Origin of the sequence: Flavobacterium sp. UMI-01 (genome assembly GCF_019656315.1) — a bacterium.
GTDB lineage: Bacteria > Bacteroidota > Bacteroidia > Flavobacteriales > Flavobacteriaceae > Flavobacterium.
The window spans coordinates 93,140-112,975 of the sequence record NZ_BPLU01000038.1; the positions used below are offsets into that span (position 1 = coordinate 93,140).

The following is a 19,836-nucleotide window of genomic DNA, read 5'->3' on the forward strand; positions in this document are numbered from 1 at the left end:
TTTTATTTTTTGACTTTGGATGTAAAGCGGTAGGTTCCTGCTGCAGCTTTTAGCACAAAAGTCTTATCTGTTTTAAGGTCTAATTGTATGGCTACATTATTTTTAAAAGTGCTTCCATTCATTAGTAATTCTTTCTTAGTATCTGCTGGTATCACAATTTTGGCGGTGGTATTGGAAGGAATGGTAACTTCTAAAGTTAAAGTGCCGTTATCCAATTTCCAAGACGAATTTATTTTACCGTAAGGCGAATCATAACTAGCACTAGCAGCTGTTAATGGCCCACCAAGAACGGGTGCAATTTCGATTTCTTTATAGCCTGCAACTATAGGTTTGATTCCCCCAATACGCTCGTACATCCAGCGACCAATGGCACCATAAGCATAATGATTAAAGGAGTTCATGCCGTCTTTATGGAAACCGTCTTTCAACGTATAACTATCCCAACGCTCCCACATGGTGGTTGCACCTTGATTGATGGAGTAAAACCAAGAAGGATAACTCTCTTTAAAAAGAATGCTGTACATCAAATCCGTTTCTCCTATTTTATCCAAAACAAGTGGTAATATTGGCGTTCCTAAAAAACCTGTACGCAAATGATTGTCACAATCGGCAATCACACGTTTTAAATGTACTCCTGCTTTTTGGATATTTTCTTTAGAAAGTAAATCAAAATCAAGTGCTAGTAAATATTGGGTTTGGGTTTCCATTTTACTGGTGGTACGGCCATTATTGTCAAAGAATTTATTTCCGAAAGCCTTTTTGATTTCATTATGTAATTTTTGGAGTTTTTGATCCTCAGCTGTTTTCCCTAAAACGGCAGCCGTACGCATGGTCAATTCTACCGATTTGGCATAGTAAGCCGTAGAGATAAAATCAGCGGGAGTATCGCCACGACGTCCCATTCTATTACTTTCTAATGGTTGAGAAAAAGGCTGTAACCAGTCCCCAAAAGATTGCATACTCACAATATTTCCATTGGCTTTAGAAGCATAATAACCCAGCCAACGGTTCATCATCTCGTAATTGTCTTCGAGTATGCGTTTGTCTCCTGTTCTAAAATAAATTTCCCATGGAATTACGGTACAAGCGTCACCCCAACCCGAAGAATTTCCTTTTCCTAGATTATTCGGAATCACGTTTGGAATGGCACCATTGTCCATTTGTTCTTGACGCATACTTTGCAAATAATTAGCCCAAAACGCATACATATCCGCATTATAAATAGCGGTAGGCGCAATCACTTGTGCATCACCTGTCCAGCCTAAGCGTTCATCTCGTTGCGGGCAATCTGTTGGGATGTCAAAAAAGTTTCCTTTCAGTCCCCATGAAATATTGCTTTGCAGTTGATTTAATTTTTCGTGCGAAGAAGCAAAAGTACCATTTAACTTAAAATCAGAATATTGTACAATGGCAGTAACCCAATCTTTCTGAGGTTTTGCTTTAGGGTCAAAACCACTTAGTTCAATGTATTGATAGCCGTGAAAAGTAAATTGTGGTCGCCATTCTATCAAACCGTCTTTGGCGGCAATATAATAATCCGTTGATTTGGCTCCTCTGTAATTTCCAGTGTACATAGTGCCATCGGTGTTGAGCATTTCGGCAAAGCGAACGGTTAAGGTATCCCCTTTTTTCATGGGTACTTTAATTAGAGGAACGCCGACATTATTTTGTCCAAAATTAAAAATAGGTTTCCCTGCTACAGGTTCGGTCAAGGTTTTAACCGAAATCGTTTCTTTATCTTTGACCGTTTGATAACGCTTTGGCAACAATAAAACAGTATCCGCTAGTTTTTGTTCCACCACCTGAAGCCAATTCGAATCATCATAACCATTGAATTGCCATTTGCCTAAATTGAAATTAGCATCGTAGATTTCGCCATCATAAATATTCGATTCACGTATAGGTCCTTTTAAAGAAACCTTCCAACTTTTATCAGTAACAATAATCTGTTTGCCTTTATTCGTTTCTATTTCTAATTGGCACAATAAAAAAGGTACATCTTCTTTGGTAGCCTCTCTCCGTAAATGAATGCGACCTGAATGCCAGCCTTCGGCCAAAATCGCACTTAGCACATTCTCTCCTTTCATCAGCATATCTGTCACATCATAAGTCAAGGTACTGATGCTTTTATCAAAAGGCGTCCAACCTGGAGTCATTACATCTGTACCTATTTTTGCACCGTTGATATAGGCTTCAAAAACACCTTTGGCTGTGATATACAAACGTGCTTTTTTGATATTTGAATGGATGTTGATTTGTTTCCGAAGGTATTGCGGTCTGAAAAGCACTGAATTTTTACCACTAATTTCGTTCAACTCTGTTGGAGGAACCGAAATCCAGTTTGCTTTCCAATCACTATTTTGCAACAGTCCCAATTCAAAATGAGCCATTTCACTCCATTTGGATTCAGCTCCTTTATCGTCCCAATATTTTACTTGCCAATAGACTTTTTGTCTGGAATCTAATTTTTTTCCATTATAATTTACATACAAGCTTTGGTCTGCATTCACTTTTCCACTATTCCATAAGTCAGGATTATTGGGCAATAATTTAGGAGAACTAGCCACTACAATCGTATAAGCCGATTGTGATGTAACACCCACAGGAAGTTTCCAAGAAAAGCTTGGCTTACTATCATAAAAACCGATGGGATTGCTTAATCCTTCGCTAATGGTTAGCTGAATAGGAGCAGTAATGCCATCTTTGACCGTAAAAGAATACAAAGTCAGAATAAGAAACAGCATTTTACATAAAAACAAACCCTTGTACGTATTTTTCATATCTGTTTTGCGAATTTCATTTGCTTGCGCAAACTTCTAGGTAATGGCGATTTCATCTATTTAATTATTACTATCGACTAAACCTTTTTCTTGAACTAATTTTGTTTTTTTGGAGAAATCACCTTGCCTTCGCCTTTATCCCAATTCCTAAAATCAATGGCTCTTTTAGATGAATCAAGAGTATAATTCCATTTTTTCATATAAAATTCTCTTGGTTTAAAATCGTCACCTATTCTTTTTAATTCATTGTTGAGTTGCTTATCTAAATCTATTTGAATCTTTTTATAATCTGATTTATCTAGCAAATTTGTCATTTGATAAGGGTCTTTTAAATTGTCGTACAAATTAGAAGCTCCTTCAGGGGTGCGTATATATGTATATTGTTTGGTTCTAATAGCACGATACTCTGAATCATTAAAATTAGACCCAAAAGGACTAACATTCATTACCAAAGCCGCTCTATCCGCTTTTGGATCTGGATTTTTAATTAATGAAGAGATATCTTCACCTTCAATACCTTTTGGGATAGCAATATCAGTTAAACCCAATAAGGAGGGTAAAATATCAGGAGTGGTGATAGGCGCCTGAACTGTTTTGCCTTTGTTATTTTTGATATTTGGATAAGAAATTAAAAAAGGAACACGTACAGACTCATCCCAAGCCAATTGTTTTACAAATGGTTTTACGCCATGTCCGCCCATCATTTCACCATGGTCAGCCGTAAACACAATAATAGTGTTGTCAAATAAATTAAGCTTTTTGATTTGTTCCAAAACCGTTCCGATAGCCTCGTCAGTAGCGGTACAATGTGCGTAATAGCCTTGTAATTCATCACGAACCTTATCTTTTAAATTTTCAGGGATATTTGGAGCTAATATCAAATTTTTCTGAGGATACATTTTTTTATACTTTTCAGGCGCACTATCATGTGGATAATGCGGAGTTGCTAATGAAATAAGCATTAAAAAAGGTTCTTTGTCTTTGGCATGATCGGCCAAGTATTGGTTTGCATCCTTGGTGATGGCAAATGGAGAATAGCCATCCCAGAATTTTTTTTTCGGGTCATTATTAGCGTAATAATGTTCTTTATTGTAATTGTGGTCACATTCTGTCCCCTTCCAATAATCAAATCCTTGACGTCTTTCGGGTGCTACATTATTTTCGCGACCATGGCCGTCTAAATGCCATTTGCCCCAATAGGCGGTGCTGTAGCCTTCGGCCTTGAAAATTTCAGCCATACATAATTCTTCTGATGGTAAATAAATATCATTCAAAAACATCCCTGTTGTAGTGGGGAATTTTCCTGTGAGCAAAGCCGCTCGATGCGGTGTACATACAGGGGTAACTGAAACTGCATTGGTAAAATTGACAGCTTCTTTGGCTAATTTATCCAAATTAGGCGTTTTTACATTAGGGTCGCCATTGTAACCTGTGGCCGAACCTCTCCATTGGTCGGTGAGGATAAAAACAATATTGGGTTTGGTTTTATTTACAGTTTTATTTGTGTGTTGACAATATACTTGCATCATCACAAAGCACGCAAGTAAACCAGTTATTTTATGAATTTTCATTTTTAAAATATTTTACTATTAGTTTTTTATTTAGTTAATTTTAATCTCAATTATCACATTATCAAAGATTTTCAGAAGTCGATATTTGTCATATGAGGTCTTCGACAAGCTCAGACTGACATTGTGGTCATCAATAGCTTTAGAAACATATTTGAAATCAGTTTATTGAATTTGATTATTTCACACAACGTGATATTTTTTTCTAAACAACAGAAATTGTACAAATCACCTCTTTGGTGTTTTTAGGAAAAGACACTAAAACAGGTACTACTTCCATTCCGGGTACTTGATTAAAAATGCGTTCTTTTGCTGTTTTTTTAATCGTAAGGGGCACATTCGATTCAACAACAACAATCCCTTCTTTTTTATGAATTTCGATTTTAGTAGCCGAAACTTGCACTACTTTCTCCCCAGTAGGCGAAATAACAGGCAATACCAGTGTATCTCCATTTGTTTCGGAAGTAGTTCTTTGGGCTTTGATGGTCGTTTGATTTTTATCAAAAAGATAATTCAGTTTGAAATCACCGCCTGATGCTAGGGTTTCTTTTTTATTGTTGGTCAGGGCGGCTTCAATAGCAAAATCAATGATTCCTTTTTCGTCTTTGAAGTTCACTTTGGCGTTTAAATCCTGTAGATTTGTGTACCAAATTCCGTTGACAAATCGCTCTACACGAGGAGTTAGGCAAAAATCTTCCCCTTCTTGTTCTTGTTGGTTATAAGGTTCTACCAACAAGTATTCGACCATACTGGCGGTGAATATAGGTCCCACTTTTTCATGCCATAAAACGGCTAACGAACCTCCTGTAGCCGCTACTGATTTTTCTTTTTTAAAAATCTGATCATAGGATGAAACGGTGCTTCGCCAAGGTCCTCTGGCTGCTAACCAAACATCAAGTTCAGAGAAATGCTTTACTCCATCATTTGAACTTCTTGGAAGCGGTGTTTTTTTGTTTACCTTTTTTAGTTTCTTGGCATTGTCCATCACAAAAGCTAAATTCTTAGCATGCGCAAAGGTGTGGTGCATACAGGGTTTTACGCCTTGCGTTTGGTAATGCAAACCACCTGCTAAAAGTCCGTTGACGGTACAACGTTGCAATAATTCGGTACTCATAACAGCGGCGGTTCCAAAAGCAGGATTTCTATCCACCAACAATGAAAAAGCAGGTTGGCAACCATCTGTAGTTCTACTACCCCAGTAGGTCCATTTATTTTGGCGTGTCCCAAAACTGTTGTCCCAAGCGCCATCAGGCAGCATAAATTCTAAATGACTATTTAAAGATTGAGTCAATAATTTTAACAACTCCTCATCTTTTGTATGTACTGCATATTGCACCACTGCATTTAAACTTTCTTCTACATTGTAACCAATGTCAACAGGCAGTAATCCTTTGGCACTTTTTTTATCGTCTGGATGATTTTCGCCAAATAATAATTTATTAGGTTCTGTTAGGTATTTCGGAATTAGCAAGGCCAATTCTTTACTTCTGGTTTTATATTTTTCTTCGTTAAAATAATCCCCCATAAGCGATAGGGCATAAATAGCGGTAAAGCGGTAATTGATATGACTAAAATGATCGTCAAATGTTTTATATACAAAATCGGTTGCTCTTTTCAATCGGTTCTCCCATTTTGTTTTAGTCTCTTTGGGCAACAAATGTCCGTGATAATGTAAGGCTTCGCCTAAGGCAATTACACCAAAAACAGTAGTACCATACCACGATTTTGGGTCAATCATATTAGTCCAACTGCCATCAGGTAAATCAACGTTCACTGACCAATCCATGACTTTGATAGCGGCATCTAGGTATTTTTTATCCCCCGTTTTATCAGCCATGTACAAAAATGGATAAACAGCTTCTTGACAGCGACCATGAACTTTTTCGCAAGCGTGACAGTACAAAGCGCCATGGGTCACTTTATCATTTGGGTTGTTCACTTGGTCTCTAATTATCGCATCGCACCAAGTGGTTAACAATTGGAAAGCATTGGTTTCAAAGGCCGTTACATCTTCTTGATGACTATTAAAAATACTGCCCGACTTGCAAGCATACAAGGGTAGCATCAAGCCTAAACTTCCCAAAGCGGATAATTGGACAAATGACCTTCTTTTCATTATAGATAGTTGATTGGTTAATTAGAAAATATTTCTAAAATTATTAAAACTTATCAATTCAACTATCCTGTGTTGTAGGGGCGTTTACTCTTAACTTACTCAAGCAAATTCCTTTTACCTCTACAGGTACTTGTGTTTATATCCAAAAAAAGGAGGTCAACGTATCAAGCTAACCTCCTTTTCTACCAACCATTATCATTATTAAGGCATATAAAACACCTCTTCTAAAGGCACTGAAACTGGAGAGTTATCAGGATTTGTCTCCATAATATCAGCCATAAAGTCCCACCATTTTTTAACAATTTCACTAGAAGCTAAATCTTGTGAACCACCAGCACCCGAAACTTTTTGAAAAGCAAAAAGTGTATGGGTTTCTTCATCCAAGAAGATAGAATATTCACTCACTCCATTTTCTTTTAAAAGCGCATGAAGTTCTGGCCATAGTTCGTTATGACGCTTGGTGTAGGCCTCTTTTTGACCTGGATTCAATTTCATTTTAAAGGCAAGTCTTTGCATGATTTTTTATTTTAAGTTAATTAATTACATTCGTGCAGTAAAGAGTGGAGTGATACTTTTTTATCACTACCTATTTGGCAATACTCTTCCTTATTAAATTCACTACCCGCCGTTGCAAATAGTTCTTTCAAGTTTTTTATAGCTTTTTCCTCATCTGCTATTTGTTTATAGTCCCATTTTTTTTCTCCCTTAGCGTAGGGTTTCAAAAATTCGAAGGCATTGATTATGCTAGCGCCATTAGCCGCCTTATAATTCCATAAATCAACACCCAGCTTTTTTCCTAAAACGGCTAATTCTGTAAATCCTCTCAAATTCATCGTACTATAAGATAGCGCTTTGGTTCTGGCTAGTTCCAAAGGTTGAGCTCCATTGGGTTGAATTTGTTTGGCAATGCGCTCTGTTTTTACGGCTTCCAAAATTTGTTTGGCTTCGGCTGTTTTATTTAAAAACAACAAAATTTGAATTAACTGCGTGTCGTAATGCGTTCCGTGGTTGTTTTTAGTGTTTTTTTCAAAAACGCCATTTTCACTGGTTTGCAACCAATACGCATAATCTGTAAACCATTTTCGCAAGGCTTGGCTGGTATTCGCATCCATTTGTTGGTTTAACTCTAAAATTTCAATTGCTGTTAGCACCTTAGTAACATCTGCAAATTCAATAATTCCAATTCCTCTACCTGCATTTTCACCTGGTACGCCTTGAGCAAAATTGAGGTTAGGATTCATCTTGGTATCTTCGTTAACAAACCACACTTGAATTAATTCTAGCACTTTAGTAGCATACTGTTTTTTATTCGAAAAGAAATAGGCTAAGGCCAAAGATTCTGTACTGTTGAACATTTTTTGCTTGGTTTCAAAATCAGTACTTCCTTCTCTAGTTAAGGGGTTGACTTTTCCATCTTTTCGTATCCATGGCAAGCCATCAGGTTTTGCAGGATCAGGCCACCAATATGGGCCAATCGAATAATAATCGTGCTTATCGCCACTGGCAGGGGTTTGTGTTTTTTGCATAACTGAATAAGGAGGGCGTTTACAAATACTATCTGCATTTGCAATTAGCTTGTTGTATATAGCATTATAAGGAGTCTTTTGGAGTCTTTCTTTTACTCTAAAAAAAGCCGTATAATCTACTAACGAGTAACTTGAAATTTGACTTTTCTCAATGGTTTTAATTTTATTTTGAGCTTTTAAATTAGAGCTAAAAAACAAGACCAATACCCCATATATAATTGCTTTTTTCAACTTTCTACAATTTTTAAGGTTATTTATTTTCTGAATTAAAAAGCTTCGTAGTGGCTATTTTCAAAAAAATCATCCTGTCTTTATGAAGAAAGACAAGATGATTTTGAAAACTAAACAAACTAAAAAACTATCAATTATTAAAAAATACTTTCTAACAATTAATTTTAAACTAACTATTCAATGAATTAGTACAAATTCATCTATCAACAAAAGTACCCATCATTTTTTTGTTTTCTGTCCTGTATTATCCCGTGATCGAAAATTACCATAGAAGATCACTCAAAACCTCCTATCCTTTTTCAGTACATTAGCATTAATTAAACCGTTTATTCAATACTTAACACTTTTTGACCAGTTATCATTAACCTATCTTCTGTCGTTGATACAAACTTTTGTGAGTAATTATTATACTTTTAAAAGTGAATTATTCTCTAAAATTTATTTTTTGCATTTCGGATATCAACTGACCGTCTTCGGAAAATCCTTCGATGACTACCTGAATTTCATTTTGTTCTTCTCTTGGGAATTTAATTTGGTAATTCGGTGTCTCGTCTATGATAACTGATGGAGTCCAATTTAAGGTTCCAAAAAGTATGTATTCTTTTAAATTATCGAAATAAGCATTTTTAAAAGGAATTGCATAAGCATACCCTTTGGTAACCATAAAAAGATTGTGTTTGATTTTGTAGCCCCCACTGCGCACAGCACCTTTCTTTAAGAAAATATCAATTACAGAGCTGGTACCCATAAATCGTGCATTGTGTTTATCGATGTAAATTTCCTCTACATCTGAAAGAAAGACAGAGTACAATTCACTCAAATCGGAAATTCGATTGTTATCGATTCGAAAAGCTGGGGTGACTCCTTTATTTAATCCTGAGCGGTCTTTTACAAAAGGATCTCCAGTTTCATTATCAACGCCTGTACTATACCCTTTTTCATTTAAAAAATCGAAAACCGTACCGTACTGCTCGTCTATTTTAAAACCCGTTGCCGTATTGCTAACTAAATCTTTATTAATAAATAGTTTCTTAGTATCTAAAACAATAGATAAACCCGTCAATTCTATAGCATTTTTATTAAATACAAATTTCTCTTCTGGTTGATTTTGAACCGTCGGACAAACTGCTTTTTCATATTTAAAGGGATATATAAAATTGCTCTCGTTGTTTTCTACACGTGCTTCTATCCTAGAATATTTAGAACTACCATTAGCATTCGCTACCTGAAAAACAAACACAGTAGAATCTTGGGCGAAAAAATTCTCGTATTTAAAGTTGCCGTTGGCGTTGATTACTGTTTCCTCAAATACATCTTTTTTTGTAGATATAAGCGTTAGTTTGCCTTTAGATTTTAAATTAGCGTTTGTCTCAACTTTCCCGCTGACAGTTACTCCTTTATTGAAAGGATAGCTAATTTTTGGTGTTTTTGACTTTATATCATCCCATGAAAATTTATTTTGATTTTGATTAAGCATCAAAGCTTCTATATCTTGTTTTCTATTTTCGTTTCTTGGATCAAAATAAAAGTAATTGTTTACTTCTGGTTTTATCAAGAAATTATTTAGATAAAAAGTACCCAATATCGATTTCTCTTCATTTTTACAAAGACTTTTTTCTGGAAGAATACTGATGCTTATATTCGCTTTTTTTAAATCCGAATTCCCATAAATAACCACGCTATCCTTTGTCGTTCTTTTAGAATGAATAGCAGTTGTGATTTTTTCACTTCTAAAGTGGTAAAATAATTTTTGAGTGACTTGATTTAAGTTTTCATCCAATAAACGAATAGAATTGACTCCATTGGAAATATTCTGTTTGTCAAAAAACAACGTATGCTCTAATTCATTGTTCGCAAAGGTAAATTCTTTAAGAACCATCTTTTCGTTTTGATGGATCAATAAAGTGTATTTTTTGTTTGTAAAGAGTTTCAGTCCTTTCTCATTTGTTTTAACCACAATGGCTAATTTGTTTTTAGGCAGATTGTTATTGCAGCTAATGGCTATTCCAGTATCGTTAACAGCTGGTAAAGGTTCATTGATTTGTAGGTTTTCATTTTTGATTTTCAAAAAATAGGTTTCACTTTTATCAGCAATAAAGGTAAAATAGCCATTCCCTACTTTGTTGGTATTAAATCGCGCCACCTCTTTTGATTTAGAACCCCATATAACAACATCGTTTACTTGAAGTCCTTTTTGATTACAATCGGTGATTTTGACCCCCACAGTATTATAAATTCCATCAATAATAACTGATGATTCGGGAGTAAAAGTAATTTTTGCAGTACTCCATACTGGAGTTTTTGACTTTATTACATAAGGCTCATCCCGATTTATAATTTCTACTGTTTGAATAAAAGAATAATCTTCATTAAAGTTATTCATCCAATTAGTATAAAACTGAAAATGATACAATCCTGATTTGAATGACTCATTCAATTGAATGGCCCCTGAAAAAGTACCATTACTAGCATACAGTAATTGCTTTTTTACCACTTGATTATTACTATCATAAATAACTACATTAACATTTGTGGTATTCGTATTTGGTGCCTCATTATTCTTACTCCATACATACCCTTTAAATCCTACTATTTCATTAGTAACATAAACTTCTTTATTGAATTGTACATGAATAGTTTCCCTATCTAACTTAAAATAAGTATCCAGTAAGTTTACGACTTTCTGAGAGTTGGTAACATTAGTTTTTGCTTGTGAAAAAGCTACAGCACAATACAAAAAACAATAAAAATAAATATTGATTTTCATGGTATTCGGTTTAGGCATTTGTTGGTAACTATGTTAGTCTTTTTGTTTTTTCTTACCAAAAATATCCTAACAAACCAATTAAAGTGTCCTGTTCTGTCAGGTTTTATTTGCTTTCATTTTTCATCCTATTAGGAATAACGAATTAGCTTTTCCAAAGTCTCATCATAGAACAATCAATTAAATTTTCATTAGTAGATTTCCATACGCTATTTCATCTGTTTTTTAAATTCTTCTTCAATAACTGTAAAATCTTTTTTAGTAGCATATTCAATTGCTTGTATTGAAGTTTTACCTTGTTTTATTTTTTGCAAAATCATTTCAACAGCATTAGGGTATTTCATAAACAGAAAACACACAAAAGAGTAGGAAACCGTATAAGAATACCCTTCCTCAGTTCCATTAACGGCATGCCATTCCCCATGATTTAATCCTAAAAAAGCTCTTAAATTCAATTTGTTTTGACTTATATACTCTTTCATTTTTAGGAATTTATAGCCTTGTATGCTTGGGGTAACTCCTTCTTTACTGACTTCAAAACACTCAAAAAGTTCCGACATACCTTCGTTTATCCAGGCTGGAACATTCGGTACTACTTGATGTATCAATGCGTGTTGCATCTCATGATAGATGGTTTTAACGTAACTGCTTCTGGTTTTATCAACGTAGGCCTTATTTGTTGTTGATTGATAAAACCCAGCTGTTTTATATTTTGCATTTGTATGATGTGATAGCGCTAGATAATCCTTATGTTTTCCTATAAGGTCAATGTTTACAATGGCAGGTTCAAAATCAAATACTCTTTTATAAAAATTGATTTGATATTGAGCCATTAGTTCAACCAATTCTTTTTCTTGATTCGATCAATTACAATTGATAGCATTTATAACGGTATGTTGCCCAAAACTACTGGTGTAGATTCCTAAAACAAATAGACAAAGTTTGTATTTATTCATATATTTTAAAAAAAAACTTCAAACAACTTATTGAATTAAGATATCAAATCAGCTGTTTGAAGGTGTACTTTTAGTTCATAAATTAGTTAGCGAACGTATTAGTTCGATTATTTTACTACTAATTTAGAACTAAATCTTTTATTTTGGTTGTCAACAAATTCCACAATATACACTCCCGCTTTCATGTTATGCGCTTCTGTATTTAGCAAAAGTGACCCTTGACCTGAGTTGTTTTGATACACTTTTTTACCTAACATATCATAAATCGTTAGTTTTTTCCAAGATGTCTCATTTATTTGAATTTTAAATACTCCTTTTGCAGGATTTGGAATGATTTCAATTCCATTACTTTTATCAAAAGAAGAAACCGCTAAACTAACATCCTTAACTTCCAAAAGTCCTTTTTTATCCGTATCCCCTGTAAGAGCGTAGTTTTCAAAATTAAGTTGTGTTCCTTCACCAATATAAAGCGTAACATCTTTTTTATCGGTCTTTACTTCTGTACGAACAATAGCAAAACGACCGTTAAAATTCAAATTGAATTGAGGAAGACTAATATTTTCAGTGTTAGTTTCATTACATATAATATAATCTGTGGTTTCTCTATCGACCAATTTACTTTTTACAATGGCTCCCACAACTTTACTATTAACCGTAATATTCTCCACTGATTGTACCGTTGCAGTGGCATTAGAAGAAGGTTCGAATACAGAGATAAACGGCCTGTTCCATGCCTCACCTGTTTGTCGAACGGCTATGATTTGCGTTTTCTTACTTACATATCCATTTTTAGCCTCGTAGGTAGCTGGCCCTAGCGCTTTCGTATATTCTCTTGTTACACCAGCAGGCATTAGCATGTGCATGTATTTATTCGTTGTAGTAAGGTCAAAACGAATTTTAACGGCATCGCTAATTCCTGTTGTTGACTGAGTGTTTTCAAATTGCAACCAGCCTGGCGATTGTTGCGTATCGTTCACCACAACTTGGTATTTTGTAGTCGGTGTAACCACAAGAGTATTATTGGAAGCATCTTTAAGACTGGTTGCATCTCCAATATTATGGTAGATATAATCATGAAAATTATTTGTTCCTAATGATTTTGAACGGAATAGATCAAAATAATACCCTGAGGTAGCACTGGTACGAATCGTACTTAGGGTACGTTGTTGGTCACAATTGTTAACATTATCATCCATAAACTGAGTCGCAAAACTAAAATTAGTACTCAAAGGATTCTCTAAATGTTTCGGTTCTGACGCTATATTTATAACAGGATCTTGGTATAAAAATTTGTCATTCCCCCAAGCACCCGTTTTAGAAGTCCCACGAGAAGTACCGTTTACAATAACGGTATTGTTACCAGCATATTTGTTAAAATACCCTTGAAAAGGCAAAGTTTGTCTTTCTGCTAACGAAGGAGGCAAGCCGCCGTTTGCAGCCATAACGTCACCCGCTCCATACAATTCCATCGAAATTCCGGCACAATGTGCATGCACATAATGAGCACCCCCAATGATGCCACACAAACCATATTCCGTATTATTCGCTGTAACATAGTTACGTTGCAAGGCTACCCCCGCGTGATTAATTATAACTGTTGGTTTATAATCAAATGCTACAACAGAAGTATTAGGTAGTGGCTCACCCCAAAAAAGATCCAAAGCAACATAATTCTCAAAACCTGTAGCAGGAACACTTGTATTATACCCATTTGTGGTAGGAAAACTTTGTTTTAATGCTATTTCTGCCTGTGATTGTATATTAGCATAACCGCGTCTTTTTGCAAAATTCAACGCGTATCGACTAATTTCGTCCGTACCATCACTGGTTCTATGTGAATCACCGTAACGCACAAAGGTTCTATTAGGAAGCCTTAGATTTTCCATTAAAGAAGCACTTTCAAAAAGTTTTATATTATTGGCACCTGCATTCAGTTGCGGTTTCACTCTGTCAACCAAATTTAATATCAATTGAACATTAGGCATAAACCCATAACTTACCGATTCAGGCCAAAGCGCTTGTTCCGTGAACATTTTTAGGATGGTTTTGGTAAAAGAATTTTGACGCTTGGTACCACGATCCCAAAAAAGTGTGAACATACGTTCTCTTTCGGTATCATCTTCAACGCATAATATAGAAAATAACGAACCTGGTGCTGTCAATACGGGATGATTTGACACAACACTTCCTTGTGTATCCAAGCCTCCTGATTCTTTTAAGGTATTTCCAGCAATGTTTCTAATCACCGTTTGCGCTCGGGCATGGTCATACGGAACACGGGTGTTTGTAGCCTTGTTATAAACCGTTATTCCTGGCGTTTTTAGATAATTATAAACAAAATCATAAGCGACAGCCAATTGCGCATAAGTAGTACGAGGATCGTAAAAATAGTTTCCACTAATAGTTGTTGTGGCGAGTGTACGAGTCGATAAATTATCAAAATAATAATTCAAAATATCAGCCGAAAAACTGGCGTACTTGACATCCTCAGTAATATAATACAGCATAGCCGAATAGGCCGCTGTAGATAATACTTTCCCGTGAGCTGAAGTGTAAGGAGAAGCATAGGCTTCTGAATTTGCATCATTAGCAGGAAAAAAATCTACCGTACTAAAGATTGCAGCGGGATTAGTAGTATGTGTGGTAATTTTAGGATCAACGTTTGATTTCATTGAATTCACCATACTATTAGCCCAAGAGTTGTTACTTATTTTACTCAATATTTGTGGACGCTCTGCTGCTGTTGCATAAATTGTAGGATGCTGTAAACTCTGTGCAATTGACGGTAGAGATAGAATAACAATTAAAAAAACAGTTATTCTAATTTTGACATTTGGATTCATATGTGTAAATTTTAATTTTTAAGCGGTCACATATGTTATCGCCTTTTTACTCATTGGTGTTTGCTTGCGCAAACTTCTAGTTAATGGCGATTTCATAATTCTAATTAGTTTTTGGATAGTTTTTGGTTAAAAAAAAGCATTTGCCCATGAATTTTTAATTACAAATGGACAAACTAATTCTTTCCGTTGATTTATAGACGACGCATTTTGTTTATAGCACATAACAAACTAAAAAACAACACTTTTCATCCTTTAAATTCAACCAACCAAAATTATCATCAAACAATTATTCCTATATCCTGCTCTATCCTGTAATCGTATCAAAATCAGTAAAAAAAACAATTAACCTAGAAATTGGAACACAGATATCACAGATCTTATGAATTTACACAGATTGTTTTTTTTTTTATTATCATATAATATCCAATCTTTCGGAATCTGCTTGAAAAAGCCAATAAAATCCTCAAGCGGATTTTCAGATTAACAACAAAAAAAACCGAACCTTTTTAAAGAAAGTTCGGTTTATATATAAAAAAAATTAAATCCTATCTAGGCTTTGATACTCTAATTTACTCAGCACTTCCTGCTTCGTTTCTCCCTTTGTCATTTTGAGGATACGAAGATCGAAGTTGTAATGGATATTGTTTTTCTAACAACAATTTCATTCGCTTAACCTCTTTAGCGTTTTTATTATTCTTTGCAAGGTTCTCGACACGTACCATATAATTTTCTTTACAAGTATAAAGTTCACTATCAATTGTTTTTTGTGCTTTGTTGTCCCACCATTCCGTGTATCTCCAAGTTCCATCGGTACAGGTGAAACCCATGATATTTTTACCTCTAGGAAATACGCTATAAGCTCCTTGACTCCACTTAAGATTAGGGTTATTTACCAATGGTAAAAGGCTTTTTCCTTCTAAGGGATGCGTTTTAAGTCCACAAGCGTCGGCAAGTGTAGGGAATAAATCCAAATTTTCAACTAAAGCATTAGATTTAGCATTGGTCACTCTGTTTTTATAGCCAGTTTCTCTGCTAATAATTAAAGGTACATTTACATCGAGTTCAAAATTACTGTGTTTGCACCAAGCACCGTATTCGCCTAGTTTCCAGCCGTGGTCGCTCATAAAAACGACAATCGTATTCTTGCGCAAGTCTAGTTGCTCCAAAGCCTTCATCACCTTACCTACCTGTGCATCGGTGTAACTCACGCTCGCATGGTAGCCATGTATCAATGTTTTGGTCATTTCATCATCCAAAACGCCTTCCTGTGGTATGCCATAATACCCACGCAATTCGCCCCAATTGGTCAATGCTAATTTATACATATCCTTTGGTTCTTCTTTTGAAGGGACTTTAAAATCTTCTTTATTGTATAAATCCCAATATTTTTTTGGCACATTAAAAGGCAAATGGGGTTTGGTCAGTCCTACCACCATCATAAACTTATCGTTTTTCAACTTTTGAAGTGTTTCAATTGCATTTTTTACCGCACGACCGTCTTTATAAGCTTCATCTTCTACCTCTTCACATTCATACGCTGGCCCATTACTTCCTTTTCCAGATTTTTTTAAACGTTCAATTAAAGCTAGGTTTTCGGGCTTTACCCAAGAATTGCTTTCTTTCGGAAACAAAATACTCCAACTATCTTTATCGTCAAAACCGTGATGGTACACCTTCCCTACACTGACTGTCTGGTACCCATTGGCTTTAAAAAATTGAGGCAAAGTAACCACCTCTTTATGAACAGAACGAAACGAAGTAAACAACGAATAAATCCCGAAAGTTTCAGGGCGCAAACCTGACAACAAACTCATTCGAGAAGGCGCACATAGGGCTTGCTGTGCATAGGCCTTTTGAAACAACACCCCCTCTTTGGCCAAGGCGTCAATATTAGGACTTTTTACTATTGGATTGCCATAACAACCTAATTCGGTGCGCAAATCATCAACTAAAAAAACCACAACATTCGGTTTTTCTTGAGCCATCATACCCAAAGTACAACCTAGATAGGTCATGACAACCAAAACTCTTTTTTTTATATTATTAATCATACTGTTATTTCTTTTCTTTTTTATCTAAATAATTATGCAATAATGCCTTCACATCTTCTACTTTTCCTTCTTTCAAACCGCCATTGGTTGCTCCTGTAATCCAATACAATACCATCCCCGCATCTGAACAATCCCAATAGCCTTTTTGAAATTTGACCACATTATCAATCTCAGCCATTTTTCCCATTAACCACACAAATTGCATGCGGTCATCAGGGTGATTCTTAGCCCAATCCCATTGTGATTCTGTTACTTTTAGATAGGTATTTTGGTCTGGAATACGCACTTCTTCTACTCCAAAATCCAGAATTTGCTTCCATTTGTAAAAATCCCCAGCATCATCGTTCGCTGGATGATGGGTAATCACTTTAACAAATTTGTGTTTTTCTTTTGGCGTAGCATCCAACGCAAAACCGATGATATCAGGTTCCCCGGCTTCAATTATCCATAACGGATTATCAGCAGTAGAAGCATTAATAGCTTTACTTAAATCTTTGATTGTTTGATCCAATTGCCATTTGGCGTCCCAAAAAGTGATATGTTCAAAACCACCCCAACGTCTGGCAGTTCCATCACAAGCGGTTTGCATCATGGCATGTCTTTCTTTTTCTGCGGCTTCCGAAATTCGATCTACTCGTACCAAATCACAACTATGAGAATAATGCACTAACCGATCTGTCAAAGCTGTCGCTTTCAATAAAGCCAAGGTGATGGCTGTTCCTCCAAGGTCGTCTGGGTCAGGTGAATTTCCATCGGCTACAATAGCGATACGTCCCTTTGGAGCTTTTATAGATTGTGCCGACACCAAAGTCGAACTCATTAGCACACCTAATACGAGCAATATTATTTTGTTCATTTGAAATACTTTTTTATTGTTACAAAAAAATTTATTTTCTTTTGAGAATTTCAACCTTTACTTTTGGTCAGTAGGCACGTAATGAATATCATTGGTCAGGATAAATTTGTCCATTTCAAAACCATCTTCACGCATACTGAATTGTATGTCGTGAATCCCTACTTGGTCAATGTCTAAATAAATTTCGTGAGGAAGACCGCAATGCACTTCTTTAGTACGTTGCTTGCTTTCCCAAGTCCATTTTCCTTTTCCATCACACCATTGCATTCTTTTACCATGCTCTGGCCATTGCCCGTTGATTCCAACATGCACGCCGTTGTCTTCACTACCCGTAGAGAAGGCTCTAGCCCATACATAATAGCGACCGGGAGTATTTATTTTTACCTTGTAATGCACCACAGCCATTTTCCCCGCTTGATCGGTAAAATTTTTATCTCGTTCTAATGGATCATCGTGAGTGACTCTTTCATCTGGCAAGATTTCAATATAAGCCTTTTGGCTTGCATTTTCAATATGTTTGTCGTCATCATCACGACCAACCTTAGGGGTTTCGGTTATCGAGGTGCGATACCATTGCCTCACATCCGTATTTGATTGTTTGTAAAAAGCTTCTGCTTCTACAGCAACAAGTCCGTTTTTTTCTTCAAAAACAATTGTTTGATTTTTAATTGGTTCGTTTAATTTAGTTGTTTGCGCATGGGACATACTCCCAAATAAGGACAATACAGCTACTAATCTAAGGCAAGAGTTATTAATCACAGGAGTATTTATTTTTTGTAAAATATTTTCTAAAAATAAGGATTCTTATAGAAAACGCTGTCCTGTTTTGTCAGCCTTAAAAATGAAACGCAATCCGTTGGGTGCAATTGGTTTTTGATGATAATTTTTCGTCAGTTCGAGTGATTTTCGATAGAAAATTGTATCGAGAACAAGAAAAATTTCATTAAAAACGGTTCTCGATACACGTCACTTCGAGTGCGAAGCGTATCGAGAAGTTTTGTTCCGTTTTACTGCATAAAAAATACTCGAACTGACGTTTTTAATCATTACACCCAACGGGTTTTTATAATATAAATCTAATTAATTTAAAAAATCTGGTTGTTATTTATATGCTAATCATATTTTTTTATAAAAGGTTTTTCTTACTACATTTACAGCAACTAAAATAGCTTTTATGAGCAAAAATTATAAAATTAATACTTGTTCTTATTAAATTTTAAAAGTTGTTTGAAATAGTAATTTAGGTTTAATGACAACGAAACACACGAAAGGGTTCATGATACTGGACCAAGTTTACATAATACACCTGTTTATGATTCTAATTTGAATCAAACAGAACAAAACCGAATTAAATATATTAGAGATTCTGAAGTTACTAACACTGAACGCGAAGGAAACCAACCTAAAGGCAAACCTTGTAACAAATAAAAAATATGAAAAAATATATAATATTCCTAAGTATAATCTTTACGTCTTGCTCAATAGTTAAAATAGAAGAACAAATAGTAACTGATTTTTTTATTGAAAAAAAATTAAGAAACATTCCTCATTTAAATCAATCATTCTTAATCAATGAAGCTAGTTCGTACAAAAACCCATTGGAATATTACGAAAAGGCTTTTGAAAACAAGAGTTTAGATATAGGTGATCAAAAATTTTCAACAGTTCCTCAAAAAAATAATTATTGGCCGATAAATTTGGATGAAATCAAAGTATTGAAACATAAAATAAAAAAAGACAGCTTAGGATATTATTGGAAAACTAAAAATTTTAAATCTCTTGAAGTTCCAATAATAACAAAAAAAGAACTATTAGACAAAGCAAAAAACGGACAAATCCCCATTGGTTCTATAGGACATATAATATCAAAACCTATATTGAGTATAAATAAGAAATATGCGTTTTTAACTTATTCAGGCGTTTTTTGCACAGGAGGTATCCCTGAAGAAATGGTTTTAATGGAACTCAAAAATAAGAATTGGAAAATTATTACTCGGTTTTATATGAATTTATGAATCACGAACCGCTACCGCACGAATCCTTTCGTGTGGTACGTTAAACTTGAGTAATAATTTTACAATTTAAATCTAGGTAATTTTAAAAAATCTGGTTAGTATTTATTTACTAATCAGATTTTTCCATAAA

Annotated in this window: 12 protein-coding genes; 1 reads left to right on the top strand and 11 read right to left on the bottom strand. The window is 35.1% G+C overall.

The window, feature by feature from the left end; translation table 11 throughout:
* Positions 1–2: 2 nt before the first annotated feature.
* The 11 genes from K5R64_RS11285 to K5R64_RS11335 form a co-directional block, all read right to left on the bottom strand.
* Entirely contained in the window at positions 3–2,780 is a 2,778-nt protein-coding gene (locus tag K5R64_RS11285; protein WP_255580354.1) for a family 78 glycoside hydrolase catalytic domain, read from the bottom strand.
* A gap of 95 nt (positions 2,781–2,875) precedes the next feature.
* Positions 2,876–4,351: a sulfatase gene (locus tag K5R64_RS11290; RefSeq protein WP_220763540.1), complete on the bottom strand. Its 1,476-nt coding sequence runs from the start codon at positions 4,349–4,351 to the stop codon at positions 2,876–2,878.
* A gap of 202 nt (positions 4,352–4,553) precedes the next feature.
* On the bottom strand, positions 4,554–6,464 hold the full coding sequence (locus tag K5R64_RS11295; RefSeq protein WP_220763541.1) for a glycoside hydrolase family 76 protein: 1,911 nt from the start codon (positions 6,462–6,464) through the stop codon (positions 4,554–4,556).
* A 201-nt stretch (positions 6,465–6,665) separates the two neighbouring features.
* Positions 6,666–6,980: an L-rhamnose mutarotase gene (gene rhaM / locus K5R64_RS11300; RefSeq protein ID WP_220763542.1), complete on the bottom strand. Its 315-nt coding sequence runs from the start codon at positions 6,978–6,980 to the stop codon at positions 6,666–6,668.
* 20 nt (positions 6,981–7,000) lie between these two features.
* Entirely contained in the window at positions 7,001–8,221 is a 1,221-nt protein-coding gene (locus K5R64_RS11305; protein WP_220763543.1) for an alginate lyase family protein, read from the bottom strand.
* Between the two features lie 424 nt (positions 8,222–8,645).
* Positions 8,646–10,988 carry a hypothetical protein gene (locus K5R64_RS11310; protein ID WP_220763544.1) on the bottom strand — a complete coding sequence of 781 codons (2,343 nt, stop codon included), beginning with the start codon at positions 10,986–10,988 and terminating at the stop codon, positions 8,646–8,648.
* Positions 10,989–11,194: 206 nt separating this feature from the next.
* Complete coding sequence (locus K5R64_RS11315; RefSeq protein WP_220763545.1) at positions 11,195–11,818, bottom strand: hypothetical protein; 624 nt, start codon at positions 11,816–11,818, stop codon at positions 11,195–11,197.
* A gap of 230 nt (positions 11,819–12,048) precedes the next feature.
* Complete coding sequence (locus K5R64_RS11320) at positions 12,049–14,784, bottom strand: T9SS type A sorting domain-containing protein (RefSeq protein WP_220763546.1); 2,736 nt, start codon at positions 14,782–14,784, stop codon at positions 12,049–12,051.
* A gap of 569 nt (positions 14,785–15,353) precedes the next feature.
* Positions 15,354–16,835, bottom strand: coding sequence for a sulfatase (locus tag K5R64_RS11325; protein ID WP_220763547.1), 1,482 nt, complete (start codon positions 16,833–16,835; stop codon positions 15,354–15,356).
* A 4-nt stretch (positions 16,836–16,839) separates the two neighbouring features.
* Positions 16,840–17,691 (bottom strand): hypothetical protein, encoded by an 852-nt coding sequence (locus K5R64_RS11330; RefSeq protein ID WP_220763548.1) that lies wholly within the window; start codon positions 17,689–17,691, stop codon positions 16,840–16,842.
* A 57-nt stretch (positions 17,692–17,748) separates the two neighbouring features.
* Positions 17,749–18,450, bottom strand: coding sequence for a hypothetical protein (locus K5R64_RS11335; protein WP_220763549.1), 702 nt, complete (start codon positions 18,448–18,450; stop codon positions 17,749–17,751).
* A 674-nt stretch (positions 18,451–19,124) separates the two neighbouring features.
* On the opposite strand from K5R64_RS11335, the gene K5R64_RS11340 reads away from it, so the two are divergent.
* Positions 19,125–19,706 (top strand): hypothetical protein, encoded by a 582-nt coding sequence (locus K5R64_RS11340; protein ID WP_220763550.1) that lies wholly within the window; start codon positions 19,125–19,127, stop codon positions 19,704–19,706.
* Positions 19,707–19,836: the final 130 nt, after the last annotated feature.

Coding starts and splice junctions, on each gene's coding strand:
- K5R64_RS11285 (WP_255580354.1), bottom strand. CDS start 2,780: ATGAAAAATACGTACAAGGGTTTGTTTTTATGTAAAATGCTGTTTCTT.
- K5R64_RS11290 (WP_220763540.1), bottom strand. CDS start 4,351: ATGAAAATTCATAAAATAACTGGTTTACTTGCGTGCTTTGTGATGATG.
- K5R64_RS11295 (WP_220763541.1), bottom strand. CDS start 6,464: ATGAAAAGAAGGTCATTTGTCCAATTATCCGCTTTGGGAAGTTTAGGC.
- rhaM (WP_220763542.1), bottom strand. CDS start 6,980: ATGCAAAGACTTGCCTTTAAAATGAAATTGAATCCAGGTCAAAAAGAG.
- K5R64_RS11310 (WP_220763544.1), bottom strand. CDS start 10,988: ATGAAAATCAATATTTATTTTTATTGTTTTTTGTATTGTGCTGTAGCT.
- K5R64_RS11315 (WP_220763545.1), bottom strand. CDS start 11,818: ATGGCTCAATATCAAATCAATTTTTATAAAAGAGTATTTGATTTTGAA.
- K5R64_RS11320 (WP_220763546.1), bottom strand. CDS start 14,784: ATGAATCCAAATGTCAAAATTAGAATAACTGTTTTTTTAATTGTTATT.
- K5R64_RS11325 (WP_220763547.1), bottom strand. CDS start 16,835: ATGATTAATAATATAAAAAAAAGAGTTTTGGTTGTCATGACCTATCTA.
- K5R64_RS11330 (WP_220763548.1), bottom strand. CDS start 17,691: ATGAACAAAATAATATTGCTCGTATTAGGTGTGCTAATGAGTTCGACT.
- K5R64_RS11340 (WP_220763550.1), top strand. CDS start 19,125: ATGAAAAAATATATAATATTCCTAAGTATAATCTTTACGTCTTGCTCA.